The following is a 17,980-nucleotide window of genomic DNA, read 5'->3' on the forward strand; positions in this document are numbered from 1 at the left end:
AAGGTCGCCGTGATTATTGTTGTTCGTGTTGAAGTAGTGGGCTGTTACCGATTCACAAGCCAGAAGCACTCTAACTCAGAATAGCAGGACGTTTTGATGAATGTCCTGTAATGAATTCGACATTGCACGTTCACATGAAAAACAAAGCAGCTTCAGTCGGTTACATCAGGAATCGAGGCCCCGGGCCGCTCTCGGCGATCCGCGTTAAGCCTGCTGCCGGCAATCCGCGCCGAGGCTGGCTGACGGCGGGAGCGCTGACCATTCCGGTTGCGCTGGGGCGAGGCGGCATTCTCGCCAACAAGCGCGAGGGCGATGGCGGCACCCCCAGAGGCAGCTTCCGGCCCAGGCAATTGTGGTGGCGGGGCGACCGGCACAGCCGTCCCCGGACGTTCCTGCCGGCCCGGATGATCACCGGCGTGGACGCCTGGTGCGAGGATCCGCGGGACCGCCGCTACAACCAGAGCATCCGGCTCGGCGAGGGGCAGGGCGGCGACCGGCTCCAGCGCGCCGACCATCTCTACGACTTCATCATCGAGATCGACCACAACACCCGACCCCGCATCGCCGGCCGCGGCAGCGCGGTGTTCCTGCACCTTGCCCGCGACAATTTCGGCCCGACCGCCGGCTGCGTCTCCATGACGAAATCCGCGATGCTGCAATTGCTGCGGCGCCTGGGCCCGCGCACAAAGATCATCATCGGGTGAGGCACACCGCCGTCATTGCGAGGAGCCCTTGCGACAATATTGACAGCGTTCGGGCGGCATCGGCCCTCGCCAACGGCAATTACCGATGCCCGAAGATCGCGCTGCCGACGCGCACATGGGTGGCACCCAGCATGATGGCGGTCGCGAAATCGGCGCTCATGCCCATCGAGAGATTCGTCAAGCCATTGCGCGCGGCGATCTTGGCCGTGAGCGCAAAGTGGGCGGCGGGCGGCTCGTCGACCGGCGGGATGCACATCAATCCGGAGATCGTCAGCCCGTAGGTGTCGCGGCAGCTTGCAATGAAGGCATCGGCCTCGCCCGGGGCAATCCCGGCCTTCTGCGGCTCCTCGCCGGTGTTGATCTGGACGAACAGCTGCGGGTGCCTGTTCTGGGATTCGATTTCCTTGGCTAACGCTTGGCAAATGCTCGGACGGTCGACCGAATGGATGGCGTCGAACAGCGCAACCGCCTCTTTCGCCTTGTTGGATTGCAGCGGCCCGATCAGATGCAGCGCGATATCGGGGTAAGCAGACGTTAACGCCGGCCACTTGGCTTTGACCTCCTGCACCCGATTCTCGCCAAATACGCGCTGTCCTGCGGCGATAACCGGGATAATTGCATCCGCTGCGAACGTCTTGGACACGGCGATCAGCGTGACCGAGGCGCGGTCACGCTGCGCGTCCCTGCAGGCGCGTGCAATTTCGGCTTCGACTGCGGCGAGCGCGTTTGGTGAATGGCCGGTGGCCGGCGCGACGTTGGCTTCCGTCATGACGTCTCTTGGTTGTGACCTTAGCCCGAGTTAGGTCCAATTTTACCGAGTTCAAGAAACAGTTTTTGAACCCTTCGCTTTACCTTAGCCCGCGGGGTGGGTAGCGAAAATGGCAAGCGTCAGTCTCAACCGCAAGCGCGCGAAACTCAAGCAGGTTCTCGGTATCCGGGCGCGGCTTGCGTTGCTCGCGGTGATTCTTGTGACGCCCTTGATGATCGAGCGCATCCGTTCCCTCGAAGACACGCGCGCGCGGCAAGTTGCGCAGGCCGCGGCTGAATTCACCACGGTGGCGAGGCACAGCGCCGATGCGCAGCGCCAGGTGATCTCGTCAGTCGAGACCATTCTGAAATCGGAGGCCTTCATCCGCGCCTCCGCCGGCGGCATCAGCAAGAGCTGCGACGTGCTGCGCGCGAGCCTGCCGTCGAGCCTGCCCTGGATCCGCACGCTTCTGATCGCCGGCCAGGACGGCCGCATCCAATGCGCCACCAACAACATGTATGTCGGCCTCGATCTCAGCGACCGACCGTACTTCCAGCAGGCCCAGGAAACCGGCCGCTTCGTGCTGAGCGACTTCATCATGTCGCGACCGGTACCGTCGCCAACGGTGATGGCGGTCTATCCGGTCTCCGCCTTCAGCGGTGTGGCCGATGCCGTCGTGCTCGCCACCGTCAATCTCGACTGGATGTCGAAGGTCATGAACAATCTGGGCGGTCGCGCCGGCATCACTGCGGTGCTGGTCGACAGCGCGGGCACCGTGCTGGCGGCCCCGGCCGATCAGCACAGCGCGGTCGGCCGTCCGCTCGACAACATGCCGCTGATGTCCGCGATCGCCGACAAGGCGCTGCGCTCCGATCAGGATGAGGGTTCGCTGTCCTTCCTCGCCGCCGACGGCTCCCGCCGCGCGGTCAGCTATATCCGCATCGCCGGCACCAATGCCCGCCTGATCGCCAGCATCGACGAAGACAAGGTGTCCGCAGCGGTCAGCCGCGACATCCGCACCGCCTATCTGCAGCTCGCCTTCGTGCTCATGTTCGTCCTGCTCGGCGCGCTGATCGCCGCCGAAAAGCTCGTGATCAAGCCGATCGAGATGCTCGCAGACATGGCCAAGCGGCTCGGCGAGGGCGACCTGTCGGCGCGCGCCGCGCGCAATCGCCTGCCCGCCGAGTTCGTGCCGCTGGCCCGCGCGTTCAACGCGATGGCCGCGCAGCTGAGCCAGCGCGAGCGCGAGCTGATCGCAAGCAACGACCGCCTGACGGTGATGGCTTCGATCGACATGCTGTCCGGTCTCGCCAACCGCCGCGGCTTCCAGAGCCGGCTGGATTTCGAATGGATGCGCGCGCAGCAATATGGCAGCGAGCTGGCGCTTCTGATGATCGACGTCGACCATTTCAAGCTGTTCAACGACACCTACGGCCATCTCGAAGGCGATTCCTGCCTGACGCGACTCGGCGAATCACTGTCCGGCATCGCCGCCGACACGATGGGCTTCGCGGCCCGCTACGGCGGCGAGGAGTTCTGCCTGCTGCTGCCGAACACCGACGTGACGCGCGCCGTCGCGATCGGCGAGCAGGTGCGTTCGGCCGTGCTGAGGCTCTGCCTGCCTCACATCACCTCGAACCACATGATCGTCACGGTCTCGATCGGCGTCGCCGCGACCAAGCCGAGCGAATCCTTGCGTCCCGGCGACCTGATCGAAGCCGCCGACGCCGCGCTCTACGCCGCCAAGCATCGTGGCCGCAACAATGTCGTCGAGCACGGCGTGCAGGCGATCGCGACCAGCACGGCCGAGATAATGATGGTGGCGAGCGCCTAAAGCGCTGGTTCTTCACCTCGCCCCGCTTGCGGCAGGCTATCGCGTATGAGATGTGGGCCATGGGCACCGACTATCTCCACGTCGTCATGGCCGAGCTTGACGCCTCTCGAAAATTCAAATGCGATTGCCCTGCCGCAAGCGGGGCGAGGGAGCATACCGTCGCTGACCGCTAGCCCGCAGCCCCGGCGCGATCGAGCTCGATCTCCGTTACCACACGATTGCGGCCGCCGCCCTTGGCGAGATAGAGCGCACGGTCGCAGCGTTCGATCAGATCCGTGATCGCCTCGCCGACCCGGTATTGCGCCACGCCGATCGACACGCTGATGCCGGGCAGGGTCTCGCCGGTCGATCGACGCGTGAGCGTGCAATCTGCGATCGCGCGCCTGATGCGTTCGGCGATCTCGGCGCAAGCGGCGAGATCGGCGTCCGGCAGCACCGCGATCAGCTCCTCGCCGCCATAGCGTGCCGGCAGATCTTGCGCGCGAACCTTCTCGCGCAGGACCTTGGCCATCAGGCGCAGCACCTGGTCGCCGACACCGTGGCCGAAATTGTCGTTGAACGACTTGAAGTAGTCGATGTCGAGCATCAGCACGCTGAGCGGCTCGCCCCATTCCGCCGTCGTCTGCGCCTTGCGCAGGAATTCGTCGAGGGCCCGCCGGTTCGCGAGCCCGGTCAGCGTGTCGGTCCGGGCGCGCTGCTCGGACCGCGACAGCGAATCGCGGATCACGTCGAGTTCGCGGGTCTTTTCCGCAAAGCCTGCCTCCAGCCGCGTCGCCCGCGTGGCCGCCCGCGCCAGCTCGTTCATGAGCTGGGCAACCAGCAGCTTTGGATCGACGCCGGCCTTGCCCTGGTCAGCCACCTGGCTGATGACCTGCATTTGCGAATGATTGTCGGCGATCGCCGTCGTCAGAAACTCCTTCGCCGTCCCCATCAGCGCCTGCAGCCGCTCGGAGGTGTCGACCACGACGGCACTCACCTGCGGCGCGACGTAGGTCTCGAACAGATCCTGATTGGTTTGGGCGTCGAAGGGACGATTGTGGTCGATCAGGAGATCGATCGCGTTGCGCAGATCGTCATGGCTGCCCGCGAAATACTGGAACCAGACGGCAAAGTTGGCCGGGGTCGGTGCAATCCGCTGTTCGGCCATGCTCCGCATCGCCCGCCCGGCGACGGACGCGGCATAGTCGTAATCGGGATCGTCGAAGCTGGAACCCATGTGCGGTAACGCGGCCTTGTCGGGCTGCAACTTGGCATCGACGCCTTAATCACACCCCAACGCGGACCCTCGTAGTTATGCGGAGGGGTCAAAGTTCCAGAACGCGGCAACCCATTGACCCCTTAAGGGCTTCTATGGCCTAGTCCGCCGTCTTGAGACGGCCGAACCACGAAAACCCAACGATTCCATGACCTCCGAACGCTATAACGCCCGCGACGCCGAACCGCGCTGGCAACGCCTCTGGGACGAGCAGGCGATCTTCGTCTCCAAGAACGACGATCCGCGGCCGAAATATTACGTGCTCGAGATGTTCCCCTACCCGTCCGGGCGCATCCATATCGGCCATGTCCGGAATTACACGCTCGGTGACGTGCTGGCCCGCTTCATGCGCGCCAAGGGGTTCAACGTGCTGCATCCGATGGGCTGGGACGCCTTCGGCCTGCCGGCCGAGAACGCCGCGATCGAGCGCAAGGTCGCCCCGAAGGCCTGGACCTACGACAACATCGCCGCGATGAAGAAGCAGCTCCGCTCGATCGGGCTGTCGCTGGACTGGTCCAGGGAGATCGCGACCTGCGACCCCTCCTATTACAAGCACCAGCAGAAGATGTTCCTGGATTTCCTGCGCGCAGGGCTTGCCGAGCGCGAGAAGCGCAAGGTGAACTGGGACCCCGTCGACATGACCGTGCTCGCCAACGAGCAGGTGATCGACGGCCGCGGCTGGCGCTCGGGCGCCGTGGTCGAGCAGCGCGAGATGAACCAGTGGGTCTTCAAGATCACGAAGTACTCGCAGGAGCTGCTGTCGGCGCTCGACGGGCTGGACCGCTGGCCCGACAAGGTGCGCCTGATGCAGCGCAACTGGATCGGCCGCTCCGAGGGCTTGTTGATCCGCTTCGCGCTGGATGCGGCGACGACGCCGGCCGGCGAGAGCGAGCTGAAGATCTTCACGACGCGGCCGGATACGCTGTTCGGCGCCAAGTTCATGGCGATCTCGGCGGATCATCCGCTGGCGCAGGCCGCCGCCGCAAAGAACCCTGAGCTTGCGGAGTTCATCGCAGAGATCAAGAAGATCGGCACCGCGCAGGAGATCATCGACACCGCGGAGAAGCAGGGTTTCGACACCGGCATCCGCGCCGTGCATCCGTTCGATCCGTCCTGGAAGCTGCCGGTCTATGTCGCCAATTTCGTGCTGATGGAATACGGCACCGGCGCCATCTTCGGCTGCCCGGCGCACGATCAGCGCGACCTCGACTTCGTCAACAAGTACGCTCTCGGCAACACGCCCGTCGTATGCCCGGAAGGCCAGGACCCGAAGAGCTTCGTCATCACCGACACCGCTTATGACGGCGACGGCCGCATGATCAATTCGCGCTTCCTCGACGGCATGACCATCGAGCAGGCGAAGGAAGAGGTGGCGAAGCGGCTCGAGACGGAGCTGCGCGGCAACGCGCCGGTCGGCGAGCGCCAGGTGAATTTCCGTCTGCGCGACTGGGGCATTTCGCGCCAGCGCTATTGGGGCTGCCCGATTCCCGTCATTCACTGTCCGAAATGCGACGTGGTGCCGGTGCCGGATGCCGACCTGCCCGTGAAGCTGCCGGACGATGCGACCTTCGACAAGCCGGGCAACGCACTCGATCATCATCCGAGCTGGAAGCACGTCACCTGCCCGCAATGCGGCGGCAAGGCTCAACGCGAAACCGACACCATGGACACGTTCGTGGACTCGTCCTGGTACTTTGCGCGCTTCACCGATCCCTGGAACGAGGCTTCGCCGACCACGCCTGCGGTCGCCAACCGGATGCTGCCGGTCGACCAATATATCGGCGGCGTCGAGCACGCGATCCTGCATCTGCTCTACAGCCGCTTCTTCACCCGCGCGATGAAAGCGACCGGGCATATCGCGCTGGACGAGCCGTTCGCCGGCATGTTCACGCAAGGCATGGTGGTGCACGAGACCTACCAGAAGGCCGACGGCAGCTATGTGCAGCCGGCCGAGGTGAAGGTCGAGGTCGGCGGCAACGGACGCCGCGCCACGCTGCTGACGACGGGCGAAGACATCGCGATCGGCCCGATCGAGAAGATGTCCAAGTCGAAGAAGAACACGGTCGACCCCGACGACATCATCGAGACCTATGGCGCCGACGTCGCCCGCTGGTTCATGCTGTCGGACTCCCCGCCCGACCGCGACGTGATCTGGAGCGACGAGCGCGTCCAGGGTGCCTCGCGCTTCGTGCAGCGGCTGTGGCGGCTGGTGAACGATGCCGCCACCCTCGGCAAGGCTGCGCCGGCAGCCCGGCCGGCCAGCTTCGGCCCGGACGCCACCGCCTTGCGCAAGGCCGCCCACGGCGCGCTGGACAAGGTCACCGCCGGCATCGAGCGGCTGCACTTCAACGTTTGCCTCGCCCATATCCGCGAATTCACCAATGCCTTCTCGGAGGTGCTCCAGCGCCCCGGCCAGCCTGCCCCGGACCTCGCTCCAGATTTGGCTTGGGCGATCCAGGAGGCCAGCCAGATCCTGGTCCAGCTGTTCTCGCCGATGATGCCGCATCTGGCCGAGGAGTGCTGGCAGGTTCTGGACCAAAAGGGGCTGGTTTCGGAGGCCGATTGGCCGCAAATCGAACGCGATTTGCTGGTTGAAGACAGCGTGACCCTGGTGGTGCAGGTCAACGGCAAGAAGCGGGGTGAGGTCACAGTTGCAACAGCGGCCCAAAATCCGGAAATCGAGGCTGCCGTTTTGGCCCTCGATGCGGTAAAGCTGGCCCTGGACGGCAAGCCCGTCCGCAAGGTGATCATTGTCCCCAAGAGGATCGTGAATGTTGTCGGCTAGGATCCGTATCGCAGCCCGCTTGCTGGCAGTTGCCGCACTGGCGGCGCTGACGGCCGGCTGCTTCCAGCCGATGTATGCCGAGCGCAGCGACGGCACCCCGGGCCTGCGCGAGAAGCTGATGGGGGTCGAGCTGCCCCCGATCAACAAGCCCAATGCCTCCCGCGAGGCCCGCGTCGGCGTCGAAATCCGCAACGCGCTGGCCTTCAAGCTTTACGGCACGGCGACGGGCATGCCGCCGACCCACCGGCTCGACATCCGCTTCACCACCAGCCGTTCCTCCCTGATCGTCAGCTCCGCGACGGGATTGCCGACCAGCGAAAATCTCGGCATCGACGCCCAGTACAATCTGGTCGAAGTCGTAACCGGCAAGTCTGTGATGACCGGCTCGACCTTCTCGCGCGTGTCCTATGACATGCCGGGGTCCTATCAGCGCTTCTCGCGCACCCGCGCCGTGCGCGATGCCGAAGACCGGGCCGCCAACGAGATCGCCGAGAACATCACCACCCGGCTCGCCTCGTTCTTCACCGCGGGAACGTAATACGCTTCCGTCATTCCGGGTTCGCCTTCTGACGAGGCATTCCGGAATGACGAGTATCGGACGATATGGTCGCACTGCGCGGAAAAGAGATCGACGCCTTCCTCGCCCGCCCCGATGCGGGCCGTCCGATCATCCTGCTCTACGGTCCCGATGCCGGCCTCGTGCGCGAGCGCGCCGACGCGCTGATCGCGTCCGGCGTCGACGATCCCAACGATCCGTTCTCGCTGGTCAAGCTCGACGGCGACGAGCTCTCCGCCGAGCCTTCGCGCCTCGTCGACGAAGCCATGACCGTGCCGCTGTTCGGCGGCCGACGCGCCATCCGCGTTCGCGCCGGCTCGCGCAGCTTTGCCTCCGGCATCGAGACCCTGGCCGAGATGAACGTGAAGGATTGCCGCATCGTGATCGAGGCCGGCGAGCTCCGCCCGGAATCGCCGCTGCGCAAGACCTGCGAGAAAGCCAAGACCGCCGTGGCGATCGGCTGTTATCCCGACACCGAGCGCGATCTTGCCAAGCTGATGGACGACGAGCTGCGTATCGCGAATTTGCGCATCGCGCCGGACGCCCGCGCGGCGCTGATGTCGTTCCTCGGCGGCGACCGTCAGGCCTCGCGTAACGAGCTGCGCAAGCTGACGCTCTACGCCCACGGCAAGGGCGAGGTCACGCTGGATGACGTCATGGCCGTGGTCGCCGATGCCTCGGAGCTGAAGCTCGATCCGATCGTCGACGGCGCGTTTGCCGGTCGGCCCGACATCGTCGAGACCGAGTTTGCAAAGGCGATGATCGCCGGGACCTATCCCGGCGTGATCATCTCGGCCGCGCAGCGCCAGGCCGCGTGGCTGCACAAATCCGCGCTGGCGATTGCAGACGGCACGCCTGCCTCCGCCGTGCTCGACGGCGGCTTTCCGCGCCTGCATTTTTCACGAAAGCCCGCGGTCGAAACCGCGCTGCGCAATTTCAGCCCGGCGCGGCTCGCCGCTGTGATCGAGCAGCTGGCGACCGCCGCCCTCGACACGCGCAAGCAGTCCACCCTCGCCGCCGCCATCGCCCAACGCGCGCTGATGGCGATCGCCGCGAATGCGAAACGGCGGGGCTAGACCTCCGCTCTCTCCACGTCATTGCGAGCGCAGCGAAGCAATCCAGAGTCCCTACGCGGAAAGATTCTGGATTGCTTCGTCGCTTCAGCGCAAAATTGCTTCGCAATTTTGTCGCGAGCTCCTCGCAATGACGCGTGGAGAGAGTGGCGTGAAAATGGCTCTACAGCGCGCCCTTGGCCAGCCGCTTCATCACCTCGTCGAGCTGATCGAGGTTGCGGTAGTTGATCTGCACGGAGCCGCCGGGATCGCGGTGATTGACGGTGACCTTGAGGCCGAGCGCGTCGCTGACGCGCTTCTCCAGATCGATCGTGTCGGGATCCTTCTCCTTGCCCCCGCTGGCGCGCGCCTTCTGCGGCTTGCGCTCCGGCACGCCCTCTTCATGCGCAAGCGCCTCGGCCTGGCGGACGTTGAGACCTTCCTCGACGATGCGCTTGGCGGCGGCGAGTGGATCGGGCACGCCGATCAGCGCGCGGGCGTGGCCGGCCGTCAGCTCGCCGGTCGCGATGAAGGCCTGCACTTCCGCCGGCAGCTTGGTCAGCCGCATCATGTTGGCGACGTGACTGCGGCTCTTGCCGACGACCTTGGCGATGTCCTCCTGGCTGCGTTTGAACTCGGTGGCGAGCGCATGATAGCCCTGCGCCTCTTCCATCGGATTGAGGTCCTCGCGCTGCACGTTCTCGACGATCGCGAATTCCAGCGCATCGCTGTCGCTGATGTCGACCGGGACGATCGGCACCTCGTGCAGCCCGGCCATCTGCGAGGCGCGCCAGCGTCGTTCGCCGGCAATGATCTCGAAGCGGTCCTGCGCGCCTTTCACCGGACGCACCACGATCGGCTGGATCACGCCATGCTGCTTGATGGACTCCGAGAGCTCCTTCAGCTCGGTGTCCGAAAAGGTGCGGCGCGGGTTGCGCGGATTGGCCTTGATGAATTCGATCGGCACCTTGCGCTGCGCGCGCGGACGATCGACGTGCTGAGCCTCGCCGCCGACGTCACCGATCAGACTTGCAAGACCCCGGCCCAGTCGCGAACGCGCTTCGTCGGCCATCGCCAGCTCCCTTGGATTCACGGTGCAGCACTCCAGAACTGAATTTCGAATCGTAGGGTGGGTTAGCGAAGCGTAACCCACCTCCTCTGTTTCCATTGAGATAGACCGTGGTGGGTTACGCCTTCCGCTAACCCACCCTACGGCATTGTCAATGCGTGGTGCGCAACTCGCGCTCGCGCTGGATCACTTCGGTGGCGAGGCGCAAGTAAGCTTCGCTGCCGACGCATTTGAGGTCGTAGACCAGCACCGGCTTGCCGTAGGACGGCGCTTCCGAGATGCGCACGTTGCGCGGGATCATGGTCTTGTAGACCTTCTCGCCCATGAACTGGCGGACGTCGGCGACGACCTGGTTCGACAGGTTGTTGCGCGAGTCGAACATGGTCAGCACGATGCCGTGGATCGACAGGTTCGGATTGAGCGTCGAGCGCACCTGCTCGACCGTCTGCAACAATTGCGACAGACCTTCGAGCGCGAAGAACTCGCATTGCAGCGGCACCAGGATCGCATCCGAGGCCGCCATGGCGTTGACCGTGAGCAGGTTGAGCGAGGGCGGGCAGTCGATCAGCACGTAGGTGTAGTCGGCGTCCGGGGAGACGTTGTTGTTGAGCGCGCCGATCGCATCGCGCAACTTGAAGGCGCGGCCGGGCGTAGTGCCGAGCTCGAGCTCGAGGCCAGAGAGATCCATGGTCGATGGTGCGATGTGCAGCCGCGGCACCGCGGTCGAGACCACCGCCTCGCGCAGGGCGGCTTCGCCGATCAACACGTCGTAGGTCGAGCAGGAGCGGTTGCGGCGATCGATGCCGAGGCCGGTCGAGGCGTTGCCCTGAGGATCGAGATCGACGATCAGGACGCGCTCCCCGATCGCCGCGAGCGCCGTGCCCAAGTTGATCGCTGTGGTTGTTTTCCCCACCCCGCCCTTTTGATTCGCCAGCGCGAGGATGCGCGGATGGCCGTGGGGGACCTCGTCGGTCTTTTGGGCCGTCTGTTCTTGCTGCGGTTCGTCAATCACGCTCATCGCAATTCCCCACTCACCCCTCAACGCCTCAGCTGCGCCGTTCGGCGGCATTGAGCTCCACGATCCAGCCGTCGCCCGTGCGGCTTTGGTGGAGCTGCGGCCGAATATTCCAATATTTAGCGGCTTCGGTCAATTCAGCCTCTACATCTTGACCCTTGGGAAACAACGCTTTTGCGCCCTGGCGCATCAGCGGCTCCGCAAAGCCGATGAGTTGATGTAGCGGAGCCAGCGCACGCGCGGTGACGCAATCGACGGGGCCGGTGATTCTATCCACATTATCCCCGATCTCAGCGAGATGTACGACTCCCGGAGATGTGGTGACGCGGATCGCTTCGCGCAAAAAAGCGGCCTTCTTGGCGATTCGCTCGACCAGATGGACGCTCGCGCCAGACGTGCCGGCCATGGCGCAGGCGAGCACCACGCCGGGAAATCCGCCGCCGCTCCCGAGATCAGCCCACCGTTTTGCAGCCGGTGCGAGATCGACGAGCTGGAGCGAGTCAGCGATGTGCCGGGTCCAGAGGTTTGGCAAAGTCGATGGCGCGACGAGATTGGTCTTGGCCTGCCACTCCCGGAGTAGCGCGATGTAGCGATCAAGCCGCTCCTCGGTTTCACGTGAAACGGGAGCGAGCTTGAGGGCGGCGATCTTGTCCGCGGCGATGATGGAATCGAGCGTCTTGTCGTTGGCTGTGGCCTTGCTGATCTTCGGGCTGGCCGACCCAAGTTCAATTCGCCGCCCAGCACCCTCACCCCCGCCGGGCTGTCGCGATGGCGGTCGATCCCCGCCCGATCCGCGCTGTTTCACGTGAAACGCCTATGCGATTGCTTTGGAAGTCTTCCGTGCCTCGCGGCGGAGATAGGCCGCGAGAATGCCGAGCGCCGCCGGCGTCATCCCGTCGATCCGGCCGGCCTGGCCGACGGTGAACGGTCGTGCCTTCTCCAGCTTGGCGCGCACTTCATTGGAGAGACCGGGAACGAGTTGGTAATCGACATCCGCCAGCACCATGCCCTCGTCGCGCCGGAAGGCTTCGACGTCGGCGCTCTGGCGCTCCAGGTAGACGTCGTACTTGGCGTCGATCTCGAGATGGGTCGCGATGACGGGATCGATGGCCGACAGCTCAGGCCAGATCGCGCGGACTTGGCTCCAGCCGATCTCCGGATAGGCCATCAGCTCGAACGCCGAGCGGCGTTGGCCATCCCGGTTCAGCGACAGCCCGTGCTTGATGGCTTCGTTCGGGGTGATGGTCAGGGACTTCGACAACGTCCGGGCAGCATTCAGGGCGTCCATCTTGGCGCGATGATGTCTGATCCGGGCGCTGCCGACACATCCCAGAGCGATCCCTTTCTCGGTCAGACGCTGGTCGGCATTGTCGGCCCGCAGGGTCAGCCGGTACTCGGCCCTGGAGGTGAACATGCGATAGGGCTCGCTGATCCCGCGGGTGACGAGGTCGTCGATCATCACACCGAGATAGCCGTCGGCACGGTCGAACACTGTGAGCGCGGCACCGCTGGCGGAGAGCGCGGCATTCAGGCCGGCGACAACGCCCTGCCCGGCGGCTTCCTCATATCCGGTGGTGCCATTGATCTGCCCGGCCAGGAAGAGACCGCGCAGACGCTTGGTCTGGAGGGTCGGATCGAGCTCGCCGGGATCGATGTGGTCGTATTCGATGGCGTAGCCGGGACGGACCATCCTCACCCGCTCCAGGCCGGGGATGCTGGCGAGGATCGCGAGCTGGACCTCTTCGGGAAGCGAGGTCGAGATGCCGTTGGGATAGACGGTCGTGTCGTCGAGCCCTTCCGGCTCCAGAAAGATCTGGTGACCGTCGCGGTCGCCGAAGCGGACGATCTTGTCCTCGATCGAGGGGCAATAGCGCGGTCCGGAGCTCTTGATCTGGCCGGAGTACATCGGAGAGCGATGGACATTGGCCCGGATCACCTCATGGGTCGCGACCGTGGTCCGGGTGATCCCGCACTGGATCTGCGGCGTCGTGATCCGCTCGGTCATCACCGAGAACGGCTCCGGCGGCTCGTCGCCGGGCTGCATCTCGACTGCGGACCAGTCGATGGTAGTGCCGTCGAGACGCGGCGGCGTCCCGGTCTTGAGACGTCCAAGAGTGAAGCCGGCGCGCTCGAAGGAGCTGGAAAGGCCCATCGCAGGCGCCTCGCCGACGCGTCCGGCGGGCCAGTTCTTCTCGCCGAGATGGATGAGACCGCGGAGGAAGGTGCCGGTGGTCACGACAACGGCCCCTGCCCGCAGCTCCCGGCCGTCGGCCAGGCGAAGCCCGGACACCCGGCCATCGACTACAACCAGCTCGTCGGCTTCGCCCTCGATGACGGAAAGACCTTCGGTCTGGCGGATCGCGGCCTGCATCGCCGCCGCGTAGAGCTTGCGGTCGGCCTGGGCCCGCGGACCGCGGACGGCCGGACCTTTCCGACGATTAAGAACGCGAAACTGAATGCCGCCGGCATCGCCCACACGGCCCATCAGGCCGTCGAGCGCATCGACCTCGCGGACCAGATGCCCTTTGCCGAGCCCGCCGATGGCGGGATTGCAGGACATCGCGCCAACGGTCGAGAAACGGTGCGTTACCAGAGCGGTCGTCGCACCCATCCGGGCAGAAGCAGCCGCGGCCTCACAGCCGGCGTGACCGCCGCCGATGACGATGACGTCGAAGCTCTCTCGCTCTGTTCGCATGGACGGACTTCTAGCTTAGCGGCGAGAAAGCCGGAAGTAGAAACTCGGGTGAAGTGTTTCACGTGGAACAAGCGCGGTCCAGGTCAGAAGCACTTTCGCGAAAACAACCCCATGCACAGTAGGAGCGGCATCGAGCCATATGGTGTTTCACGTGAAACACGATCGGGAGCTCACAGCGGCAGATGGCCAAGCACACAAGCCTTTATCACGTGCTCCTTGCCTGGTTACCGGAGCTGCGAGACGAACGCGGGCAGCTGCATCATAGGTCAATGCGAGCGCAGCGAAGCAATCCAGAATCTCGCGGCGAAGACAGTCTAGATTGCCTCGCCACAAGGGCTCCTCGCAATGACGAGATTCGAAGCACGGTCGTCGCCCTGACGCTCTCTTCGGGAATCGGAACGGCCGACCGACACGCGCCCCGGCGCAGTTTCACGTGAAACAACTAAAAAGACCACTGCGCGGAACCGGGGTCCCTGTTTCACGTGAAACAGAAGAAATGGAACCAGCGCGAGTTCTACAATGAAGAACTAGCGCTACTTTCCGATGCAGAACTTCTGGAAGATGGCCCCAAGGACGTCCTCGACGTCTACCCGGCCCAAGAGCCGGCCCAAGGCATAGGCGGCCGCCCGCAGCTCTTCGGCCGCGAGCTCCTCACCGTGTTCTACAAGGTCCAGACTCCGGCGCAAGCTGGCTGAGGCCCGGCTCAACAATTCGCGCTGGCGCGCCCGGGTCACCATGGCGCCCTCGGTGGTTCCGAAGAACTCCGAAGCGAATTTCACCAGGGCCTCGACCAGTTCGGGGATGCCGTCGCCCCGGCCTGCCGAGATCCCGAACTCGCTCGGCCTGGCTGCTCCGACCCTGCCGAGATCAATCTTGTTGCGCACGATCCAGACCGAGCCGCCGGACGGAACAGCACCGTCCGCCAATGTCCAGCGCGAGCGCATTGTATCCGGATCGATGGCTTGTCCGCCCTCCACCAGCCACAGCACCAGGTCGGCGTCCTCGGCGCGCGCGCGGGCGCGGCGCACGCCTTCCTGCTCGACCGGATCGTCGGTCTCGCGGATGCCAGCGGTGTCGATGACCGTGACGGGATAGCCGTCGAGATCGAGCTGCACCTCGATGACGTCGCGCGTCGTGCCGGCATGCGGCGAGACGATCGCGACCTCGCGGCGCGCGAGCTGGTTGATCAGCGTCGACTTGCCGACATTCGGCTCGCCGGCGATGGCAACGACAAGGCCCTCGCGCAGCCGTTCAGAATGCCCCTGTGCCGCAAGCACTTTCGTGATTTCGTCGTGAAGCGCTCTGATCGCTTTCACCGCCGGTGCCCTCAGCTCCGCCGGCACGTCGCCTTCATCGGAAAAATCGATGCCGGCCTCGATCAGCGCGGAGGCCTCGATGATGCGCTCGCGCCAGTCGCGCGCGCGGTCGCCAAGCAGGCCTTGCAATTGGCGCAGCGCTTGGCGGCGCTGGCGGTCGGTGTCGGCGTGAATGAGGTCGTCGAGCCCCTCGGCCTCGGTCAGGTCGAGCTTGCCATTCTCGAAGGCGCGGCGCGTGAACTCGCCGGGGTCGGCCGCACGCGTATTCGGGATATCGGAAATTGCAGCGAAGAGCGCCGCGAGCACCGCCCGGCCGCCATGAACGTGAAACTCGGCAACATCCTCGCCGGTGGCGCTGGCCGGTCCTGGAAACCAGAGCACGACCGCATCGTCGATCGGCTGGCCCGCGTCGTCCCGGAGCAGCCGACGGCTCGCCTGTCGCGGCGCCGGCAGCCGGCCCGCAAGCGCCGTCAGCACGAGGCCTGCTTGTGGGCCGGAGACGCGGACCACGGCGATCGCGCTCGGCGCCCGGCCGGATGACAGCGCAAAAATGGTCTGGTCTCGCGGATGCATGTCCTATTTGTCCAGCCGCTGCCGAAAACGCAAACATCCGATTGCTGCGATCAAGCTATGGCACTTTGCTGCACCAGGTTCCGCGGTAAATCGTATATTGCGATGCAACATAACCGCGCAATTTTGCAGCAGATTGCCTGAGCATCGGCGGAGAGGCCGACAAAAATCCACGATTAGTGCTATATATCAATGGATTAAGTAGACACGCAGATCGGGCATCGGCTGCCACTCATGCTGCACCTTCGCTGCAGCAAAGCCGCAACAAAAAGGGGCGCCCGAAGGCGCCCCAGAATTCTTTGTTGCAGTGCACTCAGGTGTTCATGGAGTCGAAGAACTCCGAATTGCTCTTGGTCGAGCGCAGCTTGTCGAGCAGGAAGTCGATCGCGTCCATCGTCCCCATCGGATTGAGGATGCGGCGGAGCACGTACATCTTCTTGAGCACCTGCGGATCGGTGATGAGTTCCTCCTTGCGGGTGCCGGAGCGCGAGATATCGATCGCCGGGAAGGTGCGCTTGTCCGAGACCTTGCGGTCCAGGATTAGCTCCGAATTACCGGTGCCCTTGAACTCTTCGAAGATGACTTCGTCCATGCGGCTGCCGGTATCGACCAGCGCGGTCGCGATGATGGTCAGGGAGCCGCCCTCCTCAATGTTGCGGGCCGCGCCGAAGAAGCGCTTCGGACGCTGCAGCGCGTTGGCGTCGACACCGCCGGTCAGCACCTTGCCGGATGACGGCACCACGGTGTTGTAGGCGCGGCCGAGGCGCGTGATCGAATCGAGCAGGATCACGACGTCGCGACCGTGCTCGACCAGGCGTTTTGCCTTCTCGATCACCATCTCGGCGACCTGGACGTGGCGCACCGCCGGCTCGTCGAAGGTCGAGGACACGACCTCGCCCTTCACCGAGCGCTGCATGTCCGTGACTTCTTCCGGACGCTCGTCGATCAAGAGCACGATCAAATAGCATTCGGGGTGATTGTGCGTGATCGAATGCGCGATGTTCTGCATCAGCACGGTTTTACCGGTACGCGGCGGTGCCACGATCAAGGCGCGCTGGCCCTTGCCGATGGGCGCGACGATGTCGATCACGCGTGCAGACAGGTCTTTCCGCGTGGGATCGTCGATCTCCATGCGGAAACGCTGATTCGGAAACAGCGGCGTGAGGTTGTCGAAATTGACCTTGTGCTTGGCCTTTTCCGGATCCTCGAAATTGAGCGTGTTGACCTTCAGCAGCGCGAAGTAGCGCTCGCCCTCTTTCGGGCTGCGGATGTGACCTTCGATGGTGTCGCCGGTGCGCAGGCCGAAACGGCGGATCTGCGAGGGCGACACGTAGATGTCGTCAGGACCCGGCAGATAATTCGCGTCAGGCGAGCGGAGAAAGCCGAAGCCGTCGGAGAGAACTTCGACGACGCCCTGGCCGACAATATCGGTCTCGGCGAGCGCCAGCTGCTTGAGGATGGCGAACAGCAGCTCCTGCTTGCGCATGGTGCTGGCATTCTCGACCCCATTCTCCTCCGCGAACGAGACGAGCTCGGCCGGCGTTTTGGACTTGAGGTCTTCGAGTTTGATTTCCCGCATTGGGGTGGTCCTGTGGGGTAACCTGAAAAGAGGGGGTGCGAGGAGGCTCTGAAATGCGGACGCGAGCAGGTGCAGGTAAGGTCCGCAGGTCTGGCAAGGTGAACGCCGGTGAGGCTTCAATCCTGATGCGGGGTCCGGCCTCTGGAAGGCTCGGACACAACCACATCCGCCTGCGTTGGGTGGGATATCGATAATATAGAAAATCGCCTAGCGCTCCGCAAGCCGAAGCGCTGAGCGAATCGTCGCGCAGTTTGCCTAGAACGGCTTCACGATCACCATGATAACGATGAAAATCATCAGGACGGTCGGCACCTCGTTGATAATCCGATAGAATTTCTGGCTTCGCGGGCGGCGATCGGCGGCGAAATCCTTGACCCAGCGTGAAAAATAGCCGTGGACCGCCGAGAGCACTAGGACCAGTGCCAGTTTGACGTGCAGCCAGCCGAACGAGAACCAATGGCCGGACCAGGCGAGATAGAGCCCGGCGAGCCAGGTGACCATCATCGCGGGGTTGATGATCGCCTTGAGCAGCCGGCGTTCCATCACCTTGAACGTCTCCGACTGCTTCGAGCCGATTTCGGCCTCGCAGTGATAGACGAACAGCCGCGGCAGGTAGAGCATGCCGGCCATCCAGGAGATGACGGCGATCACGTGTAGCGCCTTGATCCAGAGATAGACGTCTTCGAACATTTTCGGGGGTCCGGCTTGCTGCCCAGCGCGGGGAACGCTGGGGATAGTAAGAACCCGTTAAGGTCTTACCCCGCACACATATCCCTCCGTAGCGCCTTCCTCAAATCTAGAA

Annotated in this window: 14 protein-coding genes; 5 read left to right on the forward strand and 9 right to left on the reverse strand. The window is 64.2% G+C overall.

Features of this window, described 5'->3' with window-relative positions:
• Positions 1 to 134: 134 nt before the first annotated feature.
• The gene (locus tag I6F20_RS23110) at positions 135 to 704 is read left to right on the forward strand and encodes a L,D-transpeptidase family protein (protein WP_036024277.1); all 570 of its coding nucleotides are present in this window, start codon (positions 135 to 137) and stop codon (positions 702 to 704) included.
• Between the two features lie 79 nt (positions 705 to 783).
• On the opposite strand, the gene I6F20_RS23115 is transcribed toward I6F20_RS23110, so the two are convergent.
• The gene (locus I6F20_RS23115) at positions 784 to 1,473 is read right to left on the reverse strand and encodes a YggS family pyridoxal phosphate-dependent enzyme (protein ID WP_225127962.1); all 690 of its coding nucleotides are present in this window, start codon (positions 1,471 to 1,473) and stop codon (positions 784 to 786) included.
• Between the two features lie 109 nt (positions 1,474 to 1,582).
• Here I6F20_RS23115 and I6F20_RS23120 point away from each other — a divergent pair, with 109 nt between their 5' ends.
• Positions 1,583 to 3,286 (forward strand): sensor domain-containing diguanylate cyclase, encoded by a 1,704-nt coding sequence (locus tag I6F20_RS23120; protein ID WP_225127963.1) that lies wholly within the window; start codon positions 1,583 to 1,585, stop codon positions 3,284 to 3,286.
• Positions 3,287 to 3,455: 169 nt separating this feature from the next.
• Here I6F20_RS23120 and I6F20_RS23125 read toward each other — a convergent pair whose 3' ends face one another.
• The gene (locus I6F20_RS23125; protein ID WP_225127964.1) at positions 3,456 to 4,502 is read right to left on the reverse strand and encodes a GGDEF domain-containing protein; all 1,047 of its coding nucleotides are present in this window, start codon (positions 4,500 to 4,502) and stop codon (positions 3,456 to 3,458) included.
• 187 nt (positions 4,503 to 4,689) lie between these two features.
• Between I6F20_RS23125 and leuS the strand changes: the two genes are divergently transcribed.
• The 3 genes from leuS (at position 4,690) to holA (ending at position 8,958) form a co-directional block, all read left to right on the forward strand.
• Positions 4,690 to 7,326 carry a leucine--tRNA ligase gene (gene leuS, locus I6F20_RS23130; protein WP_225127966.1) on the forward strand — a complete coding sequence of 879 codons (2,637 nt, stop codon included), beginning with the start codon at positions 4,690 to 4,692 and terminating at the stop codon, positions 7,324 to 7,326.
• A complete protein-coding gene (lptE, locus tag I6F20_RS23135; protein ID WP_225127968.1) occupies positions 7,313 to 7,864 on the forward strand; it encodes an LPS assembly lipoprotein LptE in 552 nt (183 codons plus the stop codon). The genes leuS and lptE overlap by 14 nt, the downstream gene beginning before the upstream one ends.
• 65 nt (positions 7,865 to 7,929) lie before the next feature.
• A complete protein-coding gene (gene holA / locus I6F20_RS23140) occupies positions 7,930 to 8,958 on the forward strand; it encodes a DNA polymerase III subunit delta (RefSeq protein WP_036024285.1) in 1,029 nt (342 codons plus the stop codon).
• A 160-nt stretch (positions 8,959 to 9,118) separates the two neighbouring features.
• Here holA and I6F20_RS23145 read toward each other — a convergent pair whose 3' ends face one another.
• The 7 genes from I6F20_RS23145 to hemJ form a co-directional block, all read right to left on the reverse strand.
• Entirely contained in the window at positions 9,119 to 10,006 is an 888-nt protein-coding gene (locus I6F20_RS23145) for a ParB/RepB/Spo0J family partition protein (RefSeq protein ID WP_225127970.1), read from the reverse strand.
• A gap of 148 nt (positions 10,007 to 10,154) precedes the next feature.
• Entirely contained in the window at positions 10,155 to 11,021 is an 867-nt protein-coding gene (locus I6F20_RS23150; protein WP_025033064.1) for a ParA family protein, read from the reverse strand.
• A gap of 28 nt (positions 11,022 to 11,049) precedes the next feature.
• Positions 11,050 to 11,823 carry a 16S rRNA (guanine(527)-N(7))-methyltransferase RsmG gene (gene rsmG / locus I6F20_RS23155; protein ID WP_370142485.1) on the reverse strand — a complete coding sequence of 258 codons (774 nt, stop codon included), beginning with the start codon at positions 11,821 to 11,823 and terminating at the stop codon, positions 11,050 to 11,052.
• Between the two features lie 9 nt (positions 11,824 to 11,832).
• Positions 11,833 to 13,713, reverse strand: coding sequence for a tRNA uridine-5-carboxymethylaminomethyl(34) synthesis enzyme MnmG (gene mnmG / locus I6F20_RS23160; RefSeq protein ID WP_225127971.1), 1,881 nt, complete (start codon positions 13,711 to 13,713; stop codon positions 11,833 to 11,835).
• Between the two features lie 533 nt (positions 13,714 to 14,246).
• Positions 14,247 to 15,602 carry a tRNA uridine-5-carboxymethylaminomethyl(34) synthesis GTPase MnmE gene (mnmE, locus tag I6F20_RS23165; protein ID WP_225127972.1) on the reverse strand — a complete coding sequence of 452 codons (1,356 nt, stop codon included), beginning with the start codon at positions 15,600 to 15,602 and terminating at the stop codon, positions 14,247 to 14,249.
• A 310-nt stretch (positions 15,603 to 15,912) separates the two neighbouring features.
• The gene (rho, locus tag I6F20_RS23170) at positions 15,913 to 17,178 is read right to left on the reverse strand and encodes a transcription termination factor Rho (protein WP_008133567.1); all 1,266 of its coding nucleotides are present in this window, start codon (positions 17,176 to 17,178) and stop codon (positions 15,913 to 15,915) included.
• 255 nt (positions 17,179 to 17,433) lie between these two features.
• Positions 17,434 to 17,868, reverse strand: coding sequence for a protoporphyrinogen oxidase HemJ (hemJ, locus tag I6F20_RS23175; protein ID WP_036003118.1), 435 nt, complete (start codon positions 17,866 to 17,868; stop codon positions 17,434 to 17,436).
• Between the last annotated feature and the right edge of the window lie 112 nt (positions 17,869 to 17,980).

The sequence above is a fragment of the Bradyrhizobium sp. IC3123 genome (assembly GCF_020193625.1).
In the GTDB taxonomy this organism is placed as follows: domain Bacteria; phylum Pseudomonadota; class Alphaproteobacteria; order Rhizobiales; family Xanthobacteraceae; genus Bradyrhizobium; species Bradyrhizobium yuanmingense.